The 16,768-nt window shown below is 44.8% G+C and carries 15 protein-coding genes; 5 read left to right on the forward strand and 10 right to left on the reverse strand.

Translation table 11 applies throughout. The features are described from left to right. Positions 1–13: 13 nt before the first annotated feature. A complete protein-coding gene (locus EXU85_RS16895; RefSeq protein WP_142773209.1) occupies positions 14–1,459 on the forward strand; it encodes a lipopolysaccharide assembly protein LapB in 1,446 nt (481 codons plus the stop codon). Positions 1,460–2,519: 1,060 nt separating this feature from the next. On the opposite strand, the gene EXU85_RS16900 is transcribed toward EXU85_RS16895, so the two are convergent. After that, positions 2,520–3,044, reverse strand: a complete 525-nt coding sequence (locus EXU85_RS16900; RefSeq protein ID WP_371732025.1) for a helix-turn-helix transcriptional regulator — start codon at positions 3,042–3,044, stop codon at positions 2,520–2,522. A gap of 222 nt (positions 3,045–3,266) precedes the next feature. Continuing rightward, entirely contained in the window at positions 3,267–4,082 is an 816-nt protein-coding gene (locus EXU85_RS16905; RefSeq protein WP_142773210.1) for a 2,3,4,5-tetrahydropyridine-2,6-dicarboxylate N-succinyltransferase, read from the reverse strand. A gap of 1,296 nt (positions 4,083–5,378) precedes the next feature. Between EXU85_RS16905 and gap the strand changes: the two genes are divergently transcribed. After that, complete coding sequence (gap, locus tag EXU85_RS16910; RefSeq protein WP_142773211.1) at positions 5,379–6,371, forward strand: type I glyceraldehyde-3-phosphate dehydrogenase; 993 nt, start codon at positions 5,379–5,381, stop codon at positions 6,369–6,371. Between the two features lie 94 nt (positions 6,372–6,465). Here gap and trmB read toward each other — a convergent pair whose 3' ends face one another. From trmB to EXU85_RS16925, 3 genes are read right to left on the reverse strand one after another with little or no spacing between them, the layout of a single operon-like run. After that, positions 6,466–7,128 (reverse strand): tRNA (guanosine(46)-N7)-methyltransferase TrmB, encoded by a 663-nt coding sequence (trmB, locus tag EXU85_RS16915; RefSeq protein ID WP_142773212.1) that lies wholly within the window; start codon positions 7,126–7,128, stop codon positions 6,466–6,468. Positions 7,129–7,130: 2 nt separating this feature from the next. After that, on the reverse strand, positions 7,131–8,417 hold the full coding sequence (locus EXU85_RS16920; protein ID WP_142773213.1) for a folylpolyglutamate synthase/dihydrofolate synthase family protein: 1,287 nt from the start codon (positions 8,415–8,417) through the stop codon (positions 7,131–7,133). After that, positions 8,417–9,361 carry an energy transducer TonB gene (locus tag EXU85_RS16925; RefSeq protein ID WP_142773214.1) on the reverse strand — a complete coding sequence of 315 codons (945 nt, stop codon included), beginning with the start codon at positions 9,359–9,361 and terminating at the stop codon, positions 8,417–8,419. The genes EXU85_RS16920 and EXU85_RS16925 overlap by 1 nt, the downstream gene beginning before the upstream one ends. A 273-nt stretch (positions 9,362–9,634) precedes the next feature. Here EXU85_RS16925 and menD point away from each other — a divergent pair, with 273 nt between their 5' ends. Then, positions 9,635–11,398 (forward strand): 2-succinyl-5-enolpyruvyl-6-hydroxy-3-cyclohexene-1-carboxylic-acid synthase, encoded by a 1,764-nt coding sequence (menD, locus tag EXU85_RS16930; RefSeq protein WP_142773215.1) that lies wholly within the window; start codon positions 9,635–9,637, stop codon positions 11,396–11,398. Between the two features lie 97 nt (positions 11,399–11,495). On the opposite strand, the gene EXU85_RS16935 is transcribed toward menD, so the two are convergent. Together EXU85_RS16935 and map are read right to left on the reverse strand one after the other, a co-directional pair. Continuing rightward, positions 11,496–12,092 (reverse strand): outer membrane beta-barrel protein, encoded by a 597-nt coding sequence (locus EXU85_RS16935; protein WP_142773216.1) that lies wholly within the window; start codon positions 12,090–12,092, stop codon positions 11,496–11,498. Between the two features lie 150 nt (positions 12,093–12,242). Further along, complete coding sequence (gene map, locus EXU85_RS16940; protein ID WP_142773217.1) at positions 12,243–13,004, reverse strand: type I methionyl aminopeptidase; 762 nt, start codon at positions 13,002–13,004, stop codon at positions 12,243–12,245. A gap of 520 nt (positions 13,005–13,524) precedes the next feature. Here map and EXU85_RS16945 point away from each other — a divergent pair. Continuing rightward, complete coding sequence (locus tag EXU85_RS16945) at positions 13,525–14,682, forward strand: ice-binding family protein (RefSeq protein ID WP_246859593.1); 1,158 nt, start codon at positions 13,525–13,527, stop codon at positions 14,680–14,682. A 53-nt stretch (positions 14,683–14,735) separates the two neighbouring features. After that, the gene (locus EXU85_RS16950; RefSeq protein WP_142773219.1) at positions 14,736–14,879 is read left to right on the forward strand and encodes a lasso RiPP family leader peptide-containing protein; all 144 of its coding nucleotides are present in this window, start codon (positions 14,736–14,738) and stop codon (positions 14,877–14,879) included. Positions 14,880–15,015: 136 nt separating this feature from the next. Here EXU85_RS16950 and EXU85_RS16955 read toward each other — a convergent pair whose 3' ends face one another. The 3 genes from EXU85_RS16955 to EXU85_RS16965 form a co-directional block, all read right to left on the reverse strand. Further along, on the reverse strand, positions 15,016–15,471 hold the full coding sequence (locus tag EXU85_RS16955; protein WP_142773220.1) for a hypothetical protein: 456 nt from the start codon (positions 15,469–15,471) through the stop codon (positions 15,016–15,018). A gap of 301 nt (positions 15,472–15,772) precedes the next feature. Beyond that, positions 15,773–16,138 carry a hypothetical protein gene (locus tag EXU85_RS16960; protein ID WP_142773221.1) on the reverse strand — a complete coding sequence of 122 codons (366 nt, stop codon included), beginning with the start codon at positions 16,136–16,138 and terminating at the stop codon, positions 15,773–15,775. A gap of 46 nt (positions 16,139–16,184) precedes the next feature. After that, positions 16,185–16,745: a hypothetical protein gene (locus EXU85_RS16965; protein ID WP_142773222.1), complete on the reverse strand. Its 561-nt coding sequence runs from the start codon at positions 16,743–16,745 to the stop codon at positions 16,185–16,187. Positions 16,746–16,768 lie beyond the last annotated feature (23 nt).

The following is a 16,768-nucleotide window of genomic DNA, read 5'->3' on the forward strand; positions in this document are numbered from 1 at the left end:
CCCCGATTTACACATGAAACAAGTTTTTGTAATTCTCGTTGCGTGTTGCCTGGCAGTAGGTGCACGTGCACAGCAAGGCGCATCTGTGGTAGATGCCGCTGCAATGGATGCCGTTAAGAAAGATAAGGAGAAAAGCGATAAGGATATTACCGATGCGAAAGCGAGTGCTAAGGCCAGTACCTGGATGGATCGGGCTAAAACGTATCAAAATATTGCCAGTAGCGGGTACGTAAAGGTTGACTCTGCAGCGGCATCTACCGCTTATGATGCTTATAAGAAAGTAATCGAACTGGATAAGGACAAGAAAGGTGGCCCTGGTAAATTGGCTAAGGAAGCAGAGGAAGCCTTGAAGAGCCCAGGTCTTTACAGTGCATTCATGCAGCAGGGGGTAGCTAAGTTCCAGGCTAAAAACTATGCGGATGCGATCAAGTCCTTAACTATGGCCGGCGATATTAATCCCAAAGATACGCTGGCACCGCTTTATTCAGCCATTGCAGCGCAGCAGGTAAAGGACAATGCAACGGCTAAGACACAACTGGAAAAATACATTGTTGGTGGCGGTAAAGATGTAGCCATCTACGGTTCGCTGGCAATGCTCTATCGGGCCGATAACGAAGTGGATAAGGCACTGGCCACACTGGATAAGGGAATCGCTCTGGCTCCATCCAATAAAGATCTGGCGAATGAGAAGATCAACATTATGTTGTCAACGAACCGGATGGAAGAAGCCATTACGGGCATGAAGCAAATGGTTGAAAAAGACCCGAACAACGTTCAGAATCTGGTGAATCTGTCTATCGTGTATAATAACATTGGTCATAAGGCAGATGAGGAGATTAAAAAGCTGGAAGGTGATTCAAAGAAAGGCGGTAATGTAACCAAGCAACTGGCCGATTCGAAAAGCATTATCGATGCCTACAATAGTGAAATTGCCCGCTTGAGTGCCTCAATCAAGAAGCAACCCAAGAATGCGGAGTTAAAGCGTCAATTGGCAGATGTTCAGAAAAGACTCACTGAACAGAAAGGGGAAATGGCTACCCTGGAAGCGGCTGCTAAAGAAGCTGCCGCCAATGCATCCGTAGCTGCTGCGAATGAGAAGAAAGTAGCTGATCTCAAGCAGACTCAAATGGACAACTATAATTTAGAGAAGCAGTATCTGGAAAAGGCATTAGCTGTTGATCCGAATAACTTCGATGCTAACTTCAATATGGCTGTCTGGATCTTTAACCGAGCGGTAGAAATGAAGCGTGGCGTAGATAAGATGGATATGGCTGAGTACAACAAAAGTGGTAAAGAGCTGGACGGTAAAGTTTGCGGCAAGTTCAAGCAGTCATTACCCTATTTCCAGAAAGCCAAGTCAATTAAAGACGAAGCTGAGGTAACCGAAAATTTGACGAATACCGAAAATATTCTGAAGCAGTACGAAGAGAAGAAGATCGTTTGCATTGAGAGTAAATAAGAAGAATAGGGCCGGTATCTAGGATGCTGGCCCTATTTAATAAAAACTTTACTTAACATAATATAAATTATACAACAAAAGAATTGATGTAATCCACAGCCTTATCAACAAGTTATCCACGTGGAACACTAAAGTATTGCTTTACAGAGAGTTAGGTAGTTTATGGGTGTAAAATAGGCTTTTAATGCCTATAAAGGCGGTTTTATAAGCAATGACGCGCTACGTTTGACTAAAAAAGAGTGATTCAAGTTGACCAAAATTCTACTAGTAAAGACAAACTACTTAATTGAGAAGTAACGTGAAATATACCCACAACTAAATGGTAGTATCACTTAGAATAACGCTTCATACGTTCTTGTAGATTGTGAGGGTTTTGTGTAATCAGACCCTTCGGATAAGCATTCTTAGCGGATAATACAGGTTTTGACAGCTCGACTTAGCATGGAATCAGCCAGGCGATAAAAGTCGCTTGATCTCCATACTATTGACGAGTAGGCCATACAAACTTAGAAACAAGCTTACTGAGCACTAGTTGATTGGTTTGGTCATTCGCTACCATTTTATGGGTAAATAGCTGCTGTTTGAAAGCCGACTTAGATCCATTGACTAGACTGTCTCAATAACGTTGATCACTTTTATAGAGCTGGTTAAGTAATTGTTTACGCTGAACCAATGTATACTGGTGACCTGCAAAGAGCTAGCTATATCTGCTATTCTGCTGGTCATTTCGAGGATCTTCATTTGACTACCACCCGGCAAGTCAACCTGAGCCATCAAAAGAGAATTAGCCAATAAAAGCTGCACTATAAATACGCTTATATTCTTCAGGACTTGCATACTTTTCTGACAGCGGTAGTTCCTTACTTTACTCGCCTAGGTTGATCTAGGGACATTTTATTCTAAACTCAGAACCCCTTTCCATACTATAAGCTGGTTGTATAGAAAATGAGAAAATAATTTGGGGGAAGGTAAAATTACAAGTCGATTCATAGTTCCGGCAACTACTTAACTTGTCCTACTTGATCTGTTCATGCCCAAAAGTATAAACGTGATTGTAGAACTAAATCGTCGGTGTGTATTCCCGGAAAGAACCGTCTGTATAAAAGATTAGTATGCGCTCCACTTTCTTTTCAGTGGCTAAACTGGGAGTTTGCTCGGGAAGTGCTGGGGTTTCAATTGGGAGTTGAACAGGCGTACTGGCTGGCGGAATTTCGTTGCGTTGACTACGTATACCCGGTTGTTGGGATGTATACGTTGGGATTGATGCGGACGGGCCAGAAGGAAATCGGTCGGTGCGTTCTACCGCTGGACGACCAACAGGCCGATTTATATAGCCTGAAGAAGCGGGTTGCCCTGTAGATGGACTGTCTTCTTCCATAATCCATTCGTAGCCCAATTCTGGAAAACGTCGGATTATTTTCTGAATGATATCGAAACTAGGCCGGTTTCTGCCTGATAGAATATGCGAAATACTAGACCGCTGTACGCCTATTTCATCAGCGAAATAAGAAGGCGTTAGATTCTTATCAATGAGAATCTGTTTAATCTTGTCGTTTATGGTCATGGGTTGTCCGTAGGAATTCATAGACGATTAGTTACTATGTTAAATAGATTCGGGATGATATTACAAATATACACACAAAGGTAATGGCAATTTTGTAGTTTAACAATGTAATTAACAAAAAAAAGACTACACTAAGTCGGTGTAGTCTTGTAATATTTACAATATTAATTATTAGCGTAAATCGTAAATTATTTAACTTTTTAATTTGAGTTTACATCGTACAATAACAGCAGTGCCTATTTTTTAGACAGATACATTGTTTTCACGAAGCGCATCATTCAGTGATGTCTTCAAATCTGTAGATGGTTTACGCTGACCAATAATAATTGCACAGGGTACGTGAAATTCTCCCGCCGGAAATTGTTTAGCATAACTTCCAGGAATCACCACCGAGTTAGCAGGAACATAGCCCTTATACTCGACGGGTTTAGCACCCGTAACATCAATAATCTTTGACGAGCCAGTAATGGTGACCCCCGCTCCTAGCACAGCTCGTTTGCCAATGTGCGCCCCTTCAACAACAATACAGCGTGATCCAATAAAAGCGCCATCTTCAATGATAACGGGTGCTGCCTGGGGTGGCTCTAAAACACCACCAATTCCGACACCCCCACTCAAGTGAACGTCTTTACCAATCTGAGCACAGCTTCCAACGGTTGCCCAGGTATCTACCATCGTACGCTCATCGACATAAGCACCGATGTTGACATAGGATGGCATTAGTATGACACCGGGTGCCTGGTAGGATCCATAGCGTGCAACAGCAGGTGGTACGGCCCGTACCTTGGCTGCCGCGAAATTGGTTTTGAGTGGGATCTTGTCATTAAATGTGAAGATGCCAACTTCTTCTGTCTTCATTTGCTGGGTGACGAAATAAAGCAGGATGGCTTTTTTTACCCACTCATTAACGGTCCATTCCCCATCTTCAGTAACTGGCGGGGTAGCTACCCGGAGCTCGCCCTTATCTAATTGATTTATTACTTCTTTTATAATCTGGATAGATTCATGTTTTGCCAATAACTCACGGTTGGCCCAAATTTCCTCGATTTTGTTAGTCATGAAAGTAAAGTAAAGATTTATATATAATAGTATAACTATCTGAATATCAGTCTACTTTAATTTAGTGCCAAATTTTATATTGTTGTACATCAATATTATAGTAATTACTTTTTCTGATTTTTCAAAGGTACTAATAAGACATGTATACTTGTAATATAACCACTTAAATTATTTGCCGTGGTGGTCTGGTATCCAAGCCTCAAGTAGACTATAGCCTTAGTGTATGTGGTACGTGTAATGACTTTGTTGTTTGTTAAAGAGCAAAAATGATGCCCGTTCATTTCCTCCTGTTTGGATTGAGGAATTGACTTTACACAAGCTATCAGTAGGAGATTTAATAGACTTAATGGCTTGAAGGAATAAACCGCTGAAATAAAGATTTTAGGCTTAAACTGCTTTTGGAGAGGAAAAATAGAGTTGAGAGTATATCGGTGCTTATTTGATACAAATCAATAAGCACCGATATACTCCATGTTAAAATGTCCTTGTTTGAGTAGAGTTTCTAAACAGCTGGTTCAGTAAGACTGGGTAGACTTATCCACACGACCGCTACTAAAAACATACAAGAATGGCTGGCTTGGCTGAAATAATCGATGTCCCAGACTGAGGTAATGTATTCCCAAGGTGACGAAAGCTAAGAATGGGTGAGGACGAGGATTAATAGCGTTTTGTGTTAGTATAGTTAGTGGGAGGATTCAAGTGTATTTATGGATAAGTATAGGAGAATAGTTGATCTTAGATTGTAAAGCCCTGAAATATAAAGGTTATAGTGACTAATTGCTAAATCGCATAGACCTTATAATGCTAAAAGAATAGCTTTTATATTAAGTAGATAAACATGAAAGAAAGTAAAATAGGAAGTAATAGAATAGGCAACTGTAAAAGGAGTCTAGTACGTTGAACTAATATGCTAATTTACTAGAACTGATATAGGATTAAGATAGGTGGCTGTTAGTGACTAAAGCTTAGGGAAAATAGTAAGAGAATTAATCTTACTATTCCCCTCTCCTATTTTCTAAGAAAAAATATAAATTAGTAATACGGATAGTTGTTAGTATTTTATAGCGAAATATTAGTAAAAAAGTTAGCAAATACTAACAAAATTAGTAAATATTGCTAAAAATGCTATTTATAATTAGCAAAATAGTGGCAATATGCTAATAGAATACTAAAATATTCTAGTTTACTAAAATATCCGTTTTTAAATACTAAAAATTATAGCTAACTCCCTCCTATACCAATCCGCTTAATTAATCAGTATATTTGACCCCGAAAACAAACCAATTTTCACTGTACATGGAAAAAATACGCGTTGCTATTAATGGCTTCGGTCGTATCGGACGGTTATCGTTCAGACGGCTTCTGGAAAAAGAAAACATCGAAATAGTCGCAATTAATGACCTTACGGACAATGCGACACTTGCCCACTTGCTAAAATACGATTCTGTTCATGGAAAATTTCCAGGAACCGTTACTTCTGATAGCGAAAGTCTGACCGTTAACGGTACGAAGATCAATGCTTACGCTGAACGTGATCCAAAAAATCTTCCGTGGAAAGATCTGAATGTCGATGTTGTCTTAGAATCAACAGGACGTTTCGTCGATGAAGCTGGCGCAGGCATGCACTTACAGGCTGGTGCTAAAAAAGTAATTATCTCTGCTCCTGCTAAGGGAAATATTCCAACGGTTGTTTTAGGTGTCAATGACGATACACTAACCGGTAACGAAACGATCATCTCGAACGCTTCCTGCACAACCAACTGCCTGGCACCAATGGCCAAAGTACTTGACGATGTATTTGGCATCGAGAAAGGCTACATGACAACCATCCACGCCTATACAGCCGATCAGAACCTTCAGGACGCTCCTCACTCCGATCTACGCCGGGCTCGTGCAGCTGCCTTATCAATTGTTCCAACATCAACCGGAGCCGCTAAAGCAGTTGGCCTGGTTCTTCCCCAGCTAAAAGGGAAATTGGATGGCAATGCCTTGCGCGTACCAACGCCAGATGGTTCATTAACGGATCTAACAGTTGTTCTGAAACGGGAAGCCTCTATCCAGGAGATTAACGATGCGATGAAAAAGGCGTCTGAAGAAGGCTTAAAGGGCTATTTGGAATATAATACGGACGAAATCGTTTCGATCGACATCGTAGGGAACCCCCATTCGTGCATTTTTGATTCGAAATTAACCGCCGTAAACGGAACCCTGGCAAAGGTTGTTGGCTGGTACGATAACGAATACGGGTATTCGAGCCGTGTGGCAGACTTAATTGCCAAGTTATTTTAAGTTTGTAAACATTACCCTAAAAGTTAAATAATATACAACAGTAACTTACAGGGAAATTGTAAATTAATTAGCATTGTAAATGGGTGTGATTATATTAAATCACACCCATTTTGCATTGTAAATAGTTAATTGTAAATCCCTTGTCAAAGAATAGCTGCTCGTATTTTGTCTTTATACCGATGTGAATTCCATTCAAGGGTGAATTATATAAGTCAGTTGTTGATTGTAAATCGACACATCCCATCTCCTGCACCTGCTCCAAACTGTACGCAAATAATTCTGGATTATCAGTCTTTAAATGAAGGGTGCCGCCGGGTACAAACAGATCTTTGTAAATAGATAAAAAGCGTGGATGAGTCAGTCGGTGCTTTTCCTGTCGGGGGCGCGGCTGTGGATCGGGGAAAGTAATCCAGATTTCATTTACCTCCTGCCCCGAAAAAAACTCGTGAAGAAAGTTAATATCCGTACGCAGAAACGCCACATTAGCTAACCCAAGCGTTTGAGCGGCCTGGGAACCTCGCGCAATTCGATCCCCTTTAATATCAACACCAATAAAATTTTTGTCCGGAAAAGCCTGCGCCAGACCTACCGTATACTCCCCTTTACCACAGGCTAATTCTAGTACAATCGGATTTTCATTCCCAAAATAATCGCTCCGCCAGTGGCCTCGTATTGTTTTGTAAAGCGGTTTACCAACTTCAATAACATTCTGACTTTCTGCATTTTGCAGAAAGCGGTGGGTTTTTCGTCTTGTCACGTTTATAAATTTGTTAATTCGGCAATCGTATAATTACTACCCGTTATCAGGATTAAATCAGCGAATGAAGCATCGGTAAGGGCAGCAGCCAGGGCATCGTTCACATCAGTAAACACCTCGCCTACCCGCCACAACAGAGCGGCTTCTTCCTGTAGGTCAACAGCCGGAAATGAACGGGGAGTCTGGGCCTGGCAGAAATAATAAACCGCAGTCTGAGGCAGTGAAGTGAGCACTTTCGAGCGGTCTTTATCAGCAACTAACCCCAGTACAATCCGTAGGGTTGTAAACGGTATAGTTTGAATTGTCTCCAGTAAAGCGAGTAAGCCCGGCTGATTATGGGCTGTATCGGCAATCACTCTCGGCTGGTGCTGTAGGGTTTGAAAGCGTCCTTTTAAACCGGTTAACATCGAAACCTCAGATAGTCCTTTCTCCAGAGCTTCGGATTCTACTGGCCACACGGATTGTAGTACCTCAACTGTTGCCAACACACCTGCCAGATTATGCAGTTGGTAGGAACCGAGTAAATCCAGTGACAGGAAATGAGGCTTCCTCCCTTCCTGATAGACTGCTACGTTCCGCTTTTCATCGACGACACCAGCATCCTGAATCGTGTAGTGTTGATCGGCGAATAAAAGGGAAGCCTGGAGTTGGGCTGCCGTTTTGCTAAAGACCAGCGCAGTTTCAGGATGGGTTTCACCTATCACGACTGGTACTCCCGCTTTAATAATACCCGCTTTTTCACCGGCAATTTCAGGAAGGGTTTCCCCCAGGATGTCCGTATGATCGTACCCGATATTCGTAATCAGGGAAGCCTCAGGGGTAATAACATTCGTTGAATCAAGTCGGCCCCCCAAGCCAACTTCGATAATAGCCAGATCAACCTTGTGCCGGGCAAAGAAATCGAACGCCATAGCCACCGTTACTTCAAAAAAGGATGGTTCAATGGATTCGATCAGGGATTGGTGCTGCTCAACAAACTGGGCGACTTCCTCCTCTGCTACAGGCTGACCATTCAGCCGGATTCGCTCCGTAAAGGATTTCAAATGGGGTGAGGTATACAACCCCACTCGGTAACCCGCCGACTGGTAGATAGCGGACAGCATATGCGAGCTGCTTCCTTTTCCATTCGTACCGCCGACATGAATACTACGAAACTGATGCTGTGGATTGCCAAGGCCTTCGCACAAGGCGAGGGTATTGCCTAATCCGGGTTTAATCGCTTTAGCGCCAATCCGGTGAAAAACGGGGAGCCGACTGTAGAGATAGTCGATCGCTTCCGGGTACTCCATTAATCCTTCGACTTTATAATAAATGTAATGGTACCTGTAGCCGTAGGAGGAGTTGCCCCTCCTTTTGGTTTTAATCGGAGTCGCTGAACAGCCTTCCGATACACTTCACTTACCGATGGACTCACCGTACTTTGTAACTGACGTACGTTAATAATATCGCCACTTTCATCCACTTTAATCTGAAAGACTATTTTACCCGTTTCATCCGAATCATCGCTTATACTCGGCCGACTGGCCAGCGACCAACCTGAAACATCGAAAGCAACACCCGTTGGAGCCCCTCCCGGTGTCCCGTAAAATTCTTTCGCGTTGATTTTACCATTCGGGTTTCCTTTATCCCCAACACCACTGGCATCGTCGCCATTATTATTTCCACCCGTACCGGCTGCTTTCCCGACCGTACCATTGGAACCACCCCCTCCCGATGACTTTTTAAAGAGGGCATCATTATTAACCGTTTCTACTTTCTTGGGCGGTGCCACAGGAACAGGGCGTTCGGCCGGGGCCGTGGCCTTAGGCGATTCTACCCGCTTCGGCTCCGGGCGCTCGGGGGTAGTAACCGGGCTTTCAGCTTTGCTAACAATCAATGGCTTTTCAGTAGCGGTTTTTGCGGGTTTCGCATCCTCCACTTTTGGAGAAGGTGTAGCCCGGGTCTTTTCGATCCGAGGGGTTGTATTGATTTTGGGATTGGGGCGCTTTTCGGCCGGTTTAACCTCCTCTGGATTCGGCGAATCCGACGCCTTATTCCGCGTTTGAATATGACCACTACCCCGAGACTCAGTACCAAAGTTCACTTCCACAAACTGAATCGGGGGTGGATTTGGAACCGTCTGGGATAGCTTTACCAGTAATAACAAGGCAATCAGGAGGACGTTAATAATAACGGTTCCGGCTAATGACTTAACCCGGATTTCGTCTTCGTTCTCGTAGGTTATGCGATTCATGTCAGTATAGTCAGGAGATTATCAAAAGTTGTCAGGTATTGGATTTTGTTTAGTAGGTTAGTTCAATAACGTGTAAAACAGGGCCATCGTTTATAGTTGCAGAACGATTACTGGGTACGTATAAGCAAAGTAACAGAAAATCTATGATAGAAAGTCCGACAGCTCGTCTGGTTTCGGCTTATGTTTGTATTGAGAGCAACCGATTGGCCGTATACTTATCGTGTGCAGCCTCTAACCACTCGTTCGCTAGTTCACGCGTTCACCCACTAAAACATGCCAGTTCTACAGCCGATTGTCAACATTGCTGAATTACTCTATCAAAAAGGAATTACCGATGTGATCGTGTCGCCGGGTTCCCGCTCAGCTCCCCTAACGCTGGCAGTAGCCCGCCACCCTCACCTACGGGTGCGTGTACTGGCCGACGAACGATCGGCAGGGTTTGTAGCCCTAGGGATTGCTCAACAAACACAAAATCCAGTCGTATTGATCTGTACGTCGGGTAGTGCAGTTTATAACCTGGCTCCGGCGGTTGCTGAAGCCTATTTTCAACAGGTTCCGCTCCTACTCCTGACAGCCGACCGTCCCCATGAATGGTTACACCAACAGGATGGACAAACAATGGATCAGGTGAATGTATTTGGCAACCAGGTAAAACGTAGTTACGACCTCCCCGCCGATTATACCCACCCCGATACACGCTGGTTCATCGAACGATCGGTGAACGAAGCCGTTTCCTTAAGCCGCCTGTACCCGGTAGGACCAGTACATATTAACGTTCCACTGCGCGAACCATTTTACCCCACTCCCCAGGAATCGTTCCAGACAGACAGGGTACGGGTTATTCATACCCTACCTGCCAATCCGACCCTCTCGGCCGAAACCTGGCATACCTTGATGGCCGACTGGGAAAACAGTGAGCGCAAACTCATTGCGGTTGGACAGATCCCCCGAAATAGATCACTCCTGGACATCCTCTCTAAAATCAGTGATGAACTGGGAATTCCCATTATTGGCGAAATTGTCAGTAATCTTCCCAGCAATGAACGATTCATTACCCATACCGATACGTTCCTATCGGGTATCCCAGAAGAACAGGCTGATGCACTCCGGCCCGATTTGCTGATCACCTTAGGAAATTCGTTCCTGACCCGGAACCTGAAAACATTCTTTCGTCAGTCACTGGGTGGACTGACACACCCTCATCGTCACTGGCACATTCAGCCCGCAGTGGATCGCATCCAGGATTCGTTCCAGAGCTTAACAACGCTCATTCCCTCCGACCCACTGATATTCCTGGAAAAACTATTCGCAGATATCGACTATCAGCAATTTTTACAGGGAGATGATGACGATGACTCCCACGAGTTCTTAAATCGCTGGCTGCAAGCAGACCGAAAGGCAGCTCGTCTGATCAATCAAACACTGGCAAAGGCAGAGAGTGCACTTACCGACTGGTCGGCGGTTCAACTCGTTTTAGAACAAATTCCCGAGCAGTCGATCCTCCACCTGGCTAACAGTATGCCAGTACGCTATGCTAACCTCTGCGGACTATCCGAACAACAGGCCGTCAGCGTGTCGGCTAATCGGGGGGTTAGCGGGATCGATGGCTGTTTAAGTACAGCGGTTGGTGCTGCGCTTGCTACCGATCAGATCGTAACGGTTATCATTGGAGATGTTGCTTTTTTTTACGACCGCAATGCTCTCTGGTCAGCACCGGTACCACCTAACCTTCGCATTATTTTACTTAATAATGATGGGGGACACATCTTCCGGATGATTGACGGACCCAGTCGGCAACCTGAACTGGAAACCTATTTCGAAACACCCCATGGCTATACCGCCCGGAATACTGCCGAGGATGCCAAGATTCAGTATCAACTCTGTGCAACTCCGGTAACCCTCCAGTCCCTCCTCCCCGACTTTTTCCGGCCGGGCAAGCAAGCGAAACTACTCGAGATTTCGACGGATAAACACGTAAATCAGCAACAGTTCCTGGCCTATAAAAAAAGGCTTAGTACACTATGGGATCGCAACTAAACCTGTAGTTATAGTTGCGATCCAACCAATTTTGGGTGATGGGTTAATACGCTCCGTTCCCTGTGGCAGATAGCAGGGTTCAACCCTGATAGTACGCTTAGTGTAACCGATAATTTATCCCGACGCTACATTGCCAGCGATTGAAATCAGCAGGTGGTAAAAATCCAGATGAAGAAACCAATGAATTACTCAACCAACTCCGACCACCCATCACTTCGATAGCCCACCGCTTGCCTACTCGATACTGTATGCCTAATCCCGCATCGGTTTGCCAGGTGCTAGAGATCGTGCCGGGAGAAAAGGGGGCATCAGGGGTAAGATGAAAGGCACTTTGGCCATATTCGGTTCCTATATGAGCGAAAACAGCCACCCGTTTTCCCCGCACAAAGTAATAGCGGGTCGAAAGCCCCCCCGCCAGTAATCGATAATCAGGCTTATTGCCAGATTGATGATAGATCGTACTGGTGAGGAAGCGTCCTTCAGCCGCAATTGACCAGCCATTGGCGATAAAATACTGGATACGAGGTGAGACAAAATTTGTTGTTGGATAAGTGCCCCGGTAGCCCTGCCCCACACTTACCCCTAGGCTAATGTGCCCCTTTCCGAGTAAATCCTGCTGCTTGTCGTTGCTCAAGGTTTGGGCTTTCCCCACCAGAGGCATTGTTAGAAAAAATAGTACTAAACACCGTCTCATTGTCTACACAGTTTGTTTGCTGTAGAGACGCGTTTAAAGCTTGTGTGGTTGTAAGCTAATAAAATCCTTAAGCTTTCTTAACAGCTACCAGCTAAGATAAAGCTCCTGTACAGGGGATTTATGGTAGGTGGTGATGAGCTAATCGAGACGTTACTCCCACAATTGATTCGCAGCGGTCAGAATGATCGGTTGCTGATCGGTAACGATGATCGTCTGTTCATGCTGCACGGCAAAACTGTCCTTCGCAATTAAGGTCCAACCATCCCCCTTTTCATGCGCATAGGTGGCTTTGGTGGATAAAAACGTTTCGATTGCTACAACCGAATGCTTTCGAAACCGGGTTTTATTAGACCGATCATAATAACATAGAATCTCAAGTGGCTCTTCATGCAGGCTCCGGCCTATGCCGTGCCCAGCCAGATTCCTGATGACCCGATACCCACTTCGCCTGGCTTCCGTTTCAATTAAGCGCCCAATCTCAGCAAGTAGTACCCCTCCTCGGATGCGGCTAATGGCTTTGGCCAGGATTCGCTTGGAGGCTTCTACTAACGCACCATGCTGATGAATATCCTGCCCCAACACGAACGATCCACCATTATCAGACCAATAGCCATTCAGTTCGGCAGATACATCAATATTGACTAAGTCCCCTTCCTGGAGAAGCCGGTTCGCAGCGGGAATGCCGTGACAGACCTCCTCGTTTAAACTGATACAGGTCCAGCCGGGAAAGCCATAGGTGAGCTTAGGGGCCGATCGGGCACCCTGTCCTTCCAGCAGTTGTCGCCCATATTGATCCAACTCAAGCGTCGACATCCCTGGTCGGGCATATTGTTGCATATGTTTCAGGGTTGAGCCAACTAGTTGGCTAATCTGCTGCATACCCCTCAGGTCCTCTTCAGATTTCAATGACATTACTTTGTGGTTCTGGTTGTGTAGACTAACTAAATAGAAAACTGCATTTCCAGGGGAAAGTAAACTCTGCTGATTCAACTCTATTCCTGCAATGAGTGATCTGGCTTGTTTAGGTTGGTAAAGTACCATCATTTTTGATGTAACCTGTCAATTTTACTGAATTCTTCGCCGGTAATTACTTATAGCCTGAGTAAAATAGGGTAGTATCGCAAAAAACTAGTTGACTTAATCTCCTGTAAAAAGCCTATCTAATGGAGTGAAGGCACTTTAAGCCCAACCAACGGCGACAATAGTCTAGCAAGCCTATACTTGGGATTTTACAATACTTTTGGTTACTGAATTTTTATTTTTGTTTAAATTTTTTTAACCATTTTAAAATATATATAAACTAAATTACTACCTTTCTGTTATTAACTTATATTTCATAATCTATACCATTATGTCCAAAACAGTACTTCTTAGTCTAATATGTATTGCAGTATTAGCTTTTCAGCGAATTAGTTTTGCTCAAGCGCCCAATATGGGAACATCTGCCAGTTACGCGTTATTTACCGTAGCCGGAGCATTTACCAATACAGGCGCGTCAATCGTGCGGGGAGATATCGGGACCAACGTCGGGGCTTTAACTGGGTTTCCACCAGGAACAGTTACGGGTCAGACCAACGTAGCCAATGCTACGTCAGCCCAGGTAGCTACTGATGTTTCCAGCGCTTATACGGCCCTGACCAATGTAGCCTGCGCGTCGGCCGTTAGCCCTAGCCTGGGCGGGCTGACCCTTACGCCCGGCGTGTATTGCCAGAGTGGACCTGCCGGCGCGTCAACCCTGGCGGGAAATCTGACCCTGGATGCGCAGGGCAATGCCAACGCAGTGTTTATCATTAAGTTAACTGGAGCGTTAAGCACCGCAACGGGCTCAGGAATCCTGCTCACCAATGGAGCCTCATTTGCCAATGTGTATTTTCAAGTCGATGGAGCAGTCAATCTTGGCCTTAATTCGTTGTTTAGAGGGACGATCCTGGCAAATGGAGCCATTAGCTTACTGGCCGGGGCTGCCCTGGAAGGTAGAGGACTTTCCATTGCCGGAGCCATTAATCTAAATACGAACCGCGTGTCTAATTCACCGGCCTTTGCCCTGCCTGTTGCTCTGGTCTCTTTCACGGCAACTACTCAGGCGAATCATACGGTTGATCTAAGCTGGATAACATCGCTTGAAACCAACAACAGGGGGTTTCAACTGGAGCGCAGTAAGGATCTGACACTGTTCGAGACAATTGGCGAAATCAGCGTTGAATCCGCCAATAGCAACTCCCTGAAGACCTACCATTTCCTGGATCAGGCTCCCTACCAGGGAACGAGCTATTACCGGTTACGGCAAACCGATTTGAGCGGTAAAGTCACGCTCTACCCCGCCATTTCGGTGATCCTTCGCGAGGAGGCCTATGGGGCATTTCCCAATCCAATTGTGAGTGATGGCCGCTTTACGCTTCGATTGGATGAGCCCGAAACCGCCCTGGTTAGCTTCTATGGGCTGGATGGTCGTTTGCAGCCCGTTTTAAAAACGGGCACTCAGGGAGGAAATCTGTTACTGAAGGCGTCGGATAAGCTCTCCAGTGGCGTGTACATTCTGAAAGTCGAAGAACGGGGCCAGACCCGCCAGCATCGGATCGTTGTCCAATAAATTCGTTTGGATGCTGAATCAGGCATCAAATTCACCGTTAATTTTCCTGACAGATGAAATTAAAATCTAAAACTATATCGACTGGTCCGGCTAAAAAGGCCTACCAAACACCCAAACTTACGGGACTGGGTAACGTAAAAAAACTCACCCTGAAAACGGGCTCAAACGTGGATGGATTTGGCGGCACGTTCGTTTAAGAAACTTCCTTTCGTTTGCAATTGGTTGTGTATCAAAACACCAGGCCCTTTGGTCTGGTGTTTTTTCGGTATGTAAGGCTATGGCGTGCCGTTAGATTCCAATCACATCGTTCTCGTTACAATCAATAGTCTATTATCAACGGGAGATATGCCCAGGCGGAATCTCTTCCATGGCTTTTGTCCAGCTTGAGGTAATTTTACTATCTAATGTACGACTATACATACTGGCGGCATAAGTCGCTGTAAGTCTCGTTCGAACCGGACGGTTTACGACATACTCAACCCAGCCCCCATTGTATCTGAGCACTAAAAAGAGCTCTTTCTGGTAGGATCGCCAGATGGCCCCCTGCCCATCCACAAGGCCCCAGACTGATTTTTTAGCAATCAATTTCCGCTTTATCTGCGCATACTGAACTACTAAATACTTACTCAACACACCCCTCGATTCAATGGAAGTAATTTGATTCGTGGTATGGGATGTATCCTGTTGCTTATTGATATCCTGGCTATGGTAGAGGAGTCTCCATTGGGCACTCACTGGCTTACCAGACAAGCAAGCCAGTACTAAAAATAAGTACACTCGTGCATTCATGGTATAACTGATTAACACCAGAAAAATAGCGCAATTACAGAAAGGCCAAGAAGTTGCTTAAATTATAATTCCATTAACTTTATTTGACTTACATCACAGATTAATCACTTCTAGTTTCATATACTTGCATCGATAAAGGCGCAAACTGACATAGGCTATCATTGGTATAGCTCAACAGTGACCTATGACTCCGTTACATCAACTGATTTCCCTAGTTATACGTATCGAAATGCCACGTTAAAGCTTGGTTTTAACATTTTCGTTGGCAACTAAGTAAGCTGACACACAACCTGGAAAATTTCTACAGACGCACTTTAACATCCGTTACATCGAACGGAAGTGGGCTCAGGTTCATATACTCCATACCAGGAAATGTGAGAAGGTATCCACTTACTGTAACGTTCAACCTGTCTTTTGCAAAGGCCACTGGCAAATTACAACTACTAAGCGGTGCTGACGTCCCCGCTCGACTAATCTGGAAGCTAATGACAGGTGTGTTTGGTGACGTAACGGCAATTATCGTGGCCGGAACATGGTTGATAAATTGAGTGGTGCGTGTCAGTGTTCTACCAGCATATGTACAGGACGACACCGAAGGATCAACTTTATTTCTGTCGCAACTGATACTAACACTTAGTACTAGAAGCAGACTCAGGCTGTATTTCATAACTGGTTCATCTTTGAGGTAGACCCTGTCCATTGATGTCCAGTCACTAACGGTCGGGGAAGGGAACCGTGATGGTGTCCGTTTCGATTTCATTACTGCTGGTTAAGGCCCGATCCCGAAGTTGAATTCGGTACTTTATCAGGTAGTTTCTGTAGCTGTTGGTGTATTGATAGGTTTGCCTAAAGTCAATAGTCCCCTCAATGGGTTCCTTCTTTCCTTCGCGGCCCAGCTGAGGAAAAAATAAGGCATTATCCTCTCTACTGGGGAGCTCTTTAAACTGATTATCTTCGAGTCTAAATGTCTTAATCCTGTAACTCCCCCAGCCCCCTGCTTGCAGGTAACGAGCCGTATCAGCAGCACTAATTGGAAGGTTGTCGCCCAGGTCTCCGTCCCCATCCTTGAAGCCTATCGTGATCACCAGAGAGTCTCGCTTCTGTTGCCCTACACCTGCCCCTGTCCCAAGCGAGTACCGACTAATCCCTTTAAATTCAATTTGTGGCGTGGTTGAATAGCTGGGCTCATTGACACAATTTGAAGCACCCAGACTTACGAATAGAATAACCCCGTAGCAGATTACAATCAAGCTTGGTATGCGTACATTTTTCATCTGGTAAACGTTAGTTTTCAGTT

Origin of the sequence: Spirosoma sp. KCTC 42546 (assembly GCF_006965485.1) — a bacterium.
Classification (GTDB): domain Bacteria; phylum Bacteroidota; class Bacteroidia; order Cytophagales; family Spirosomataceae; genus Spirosoma.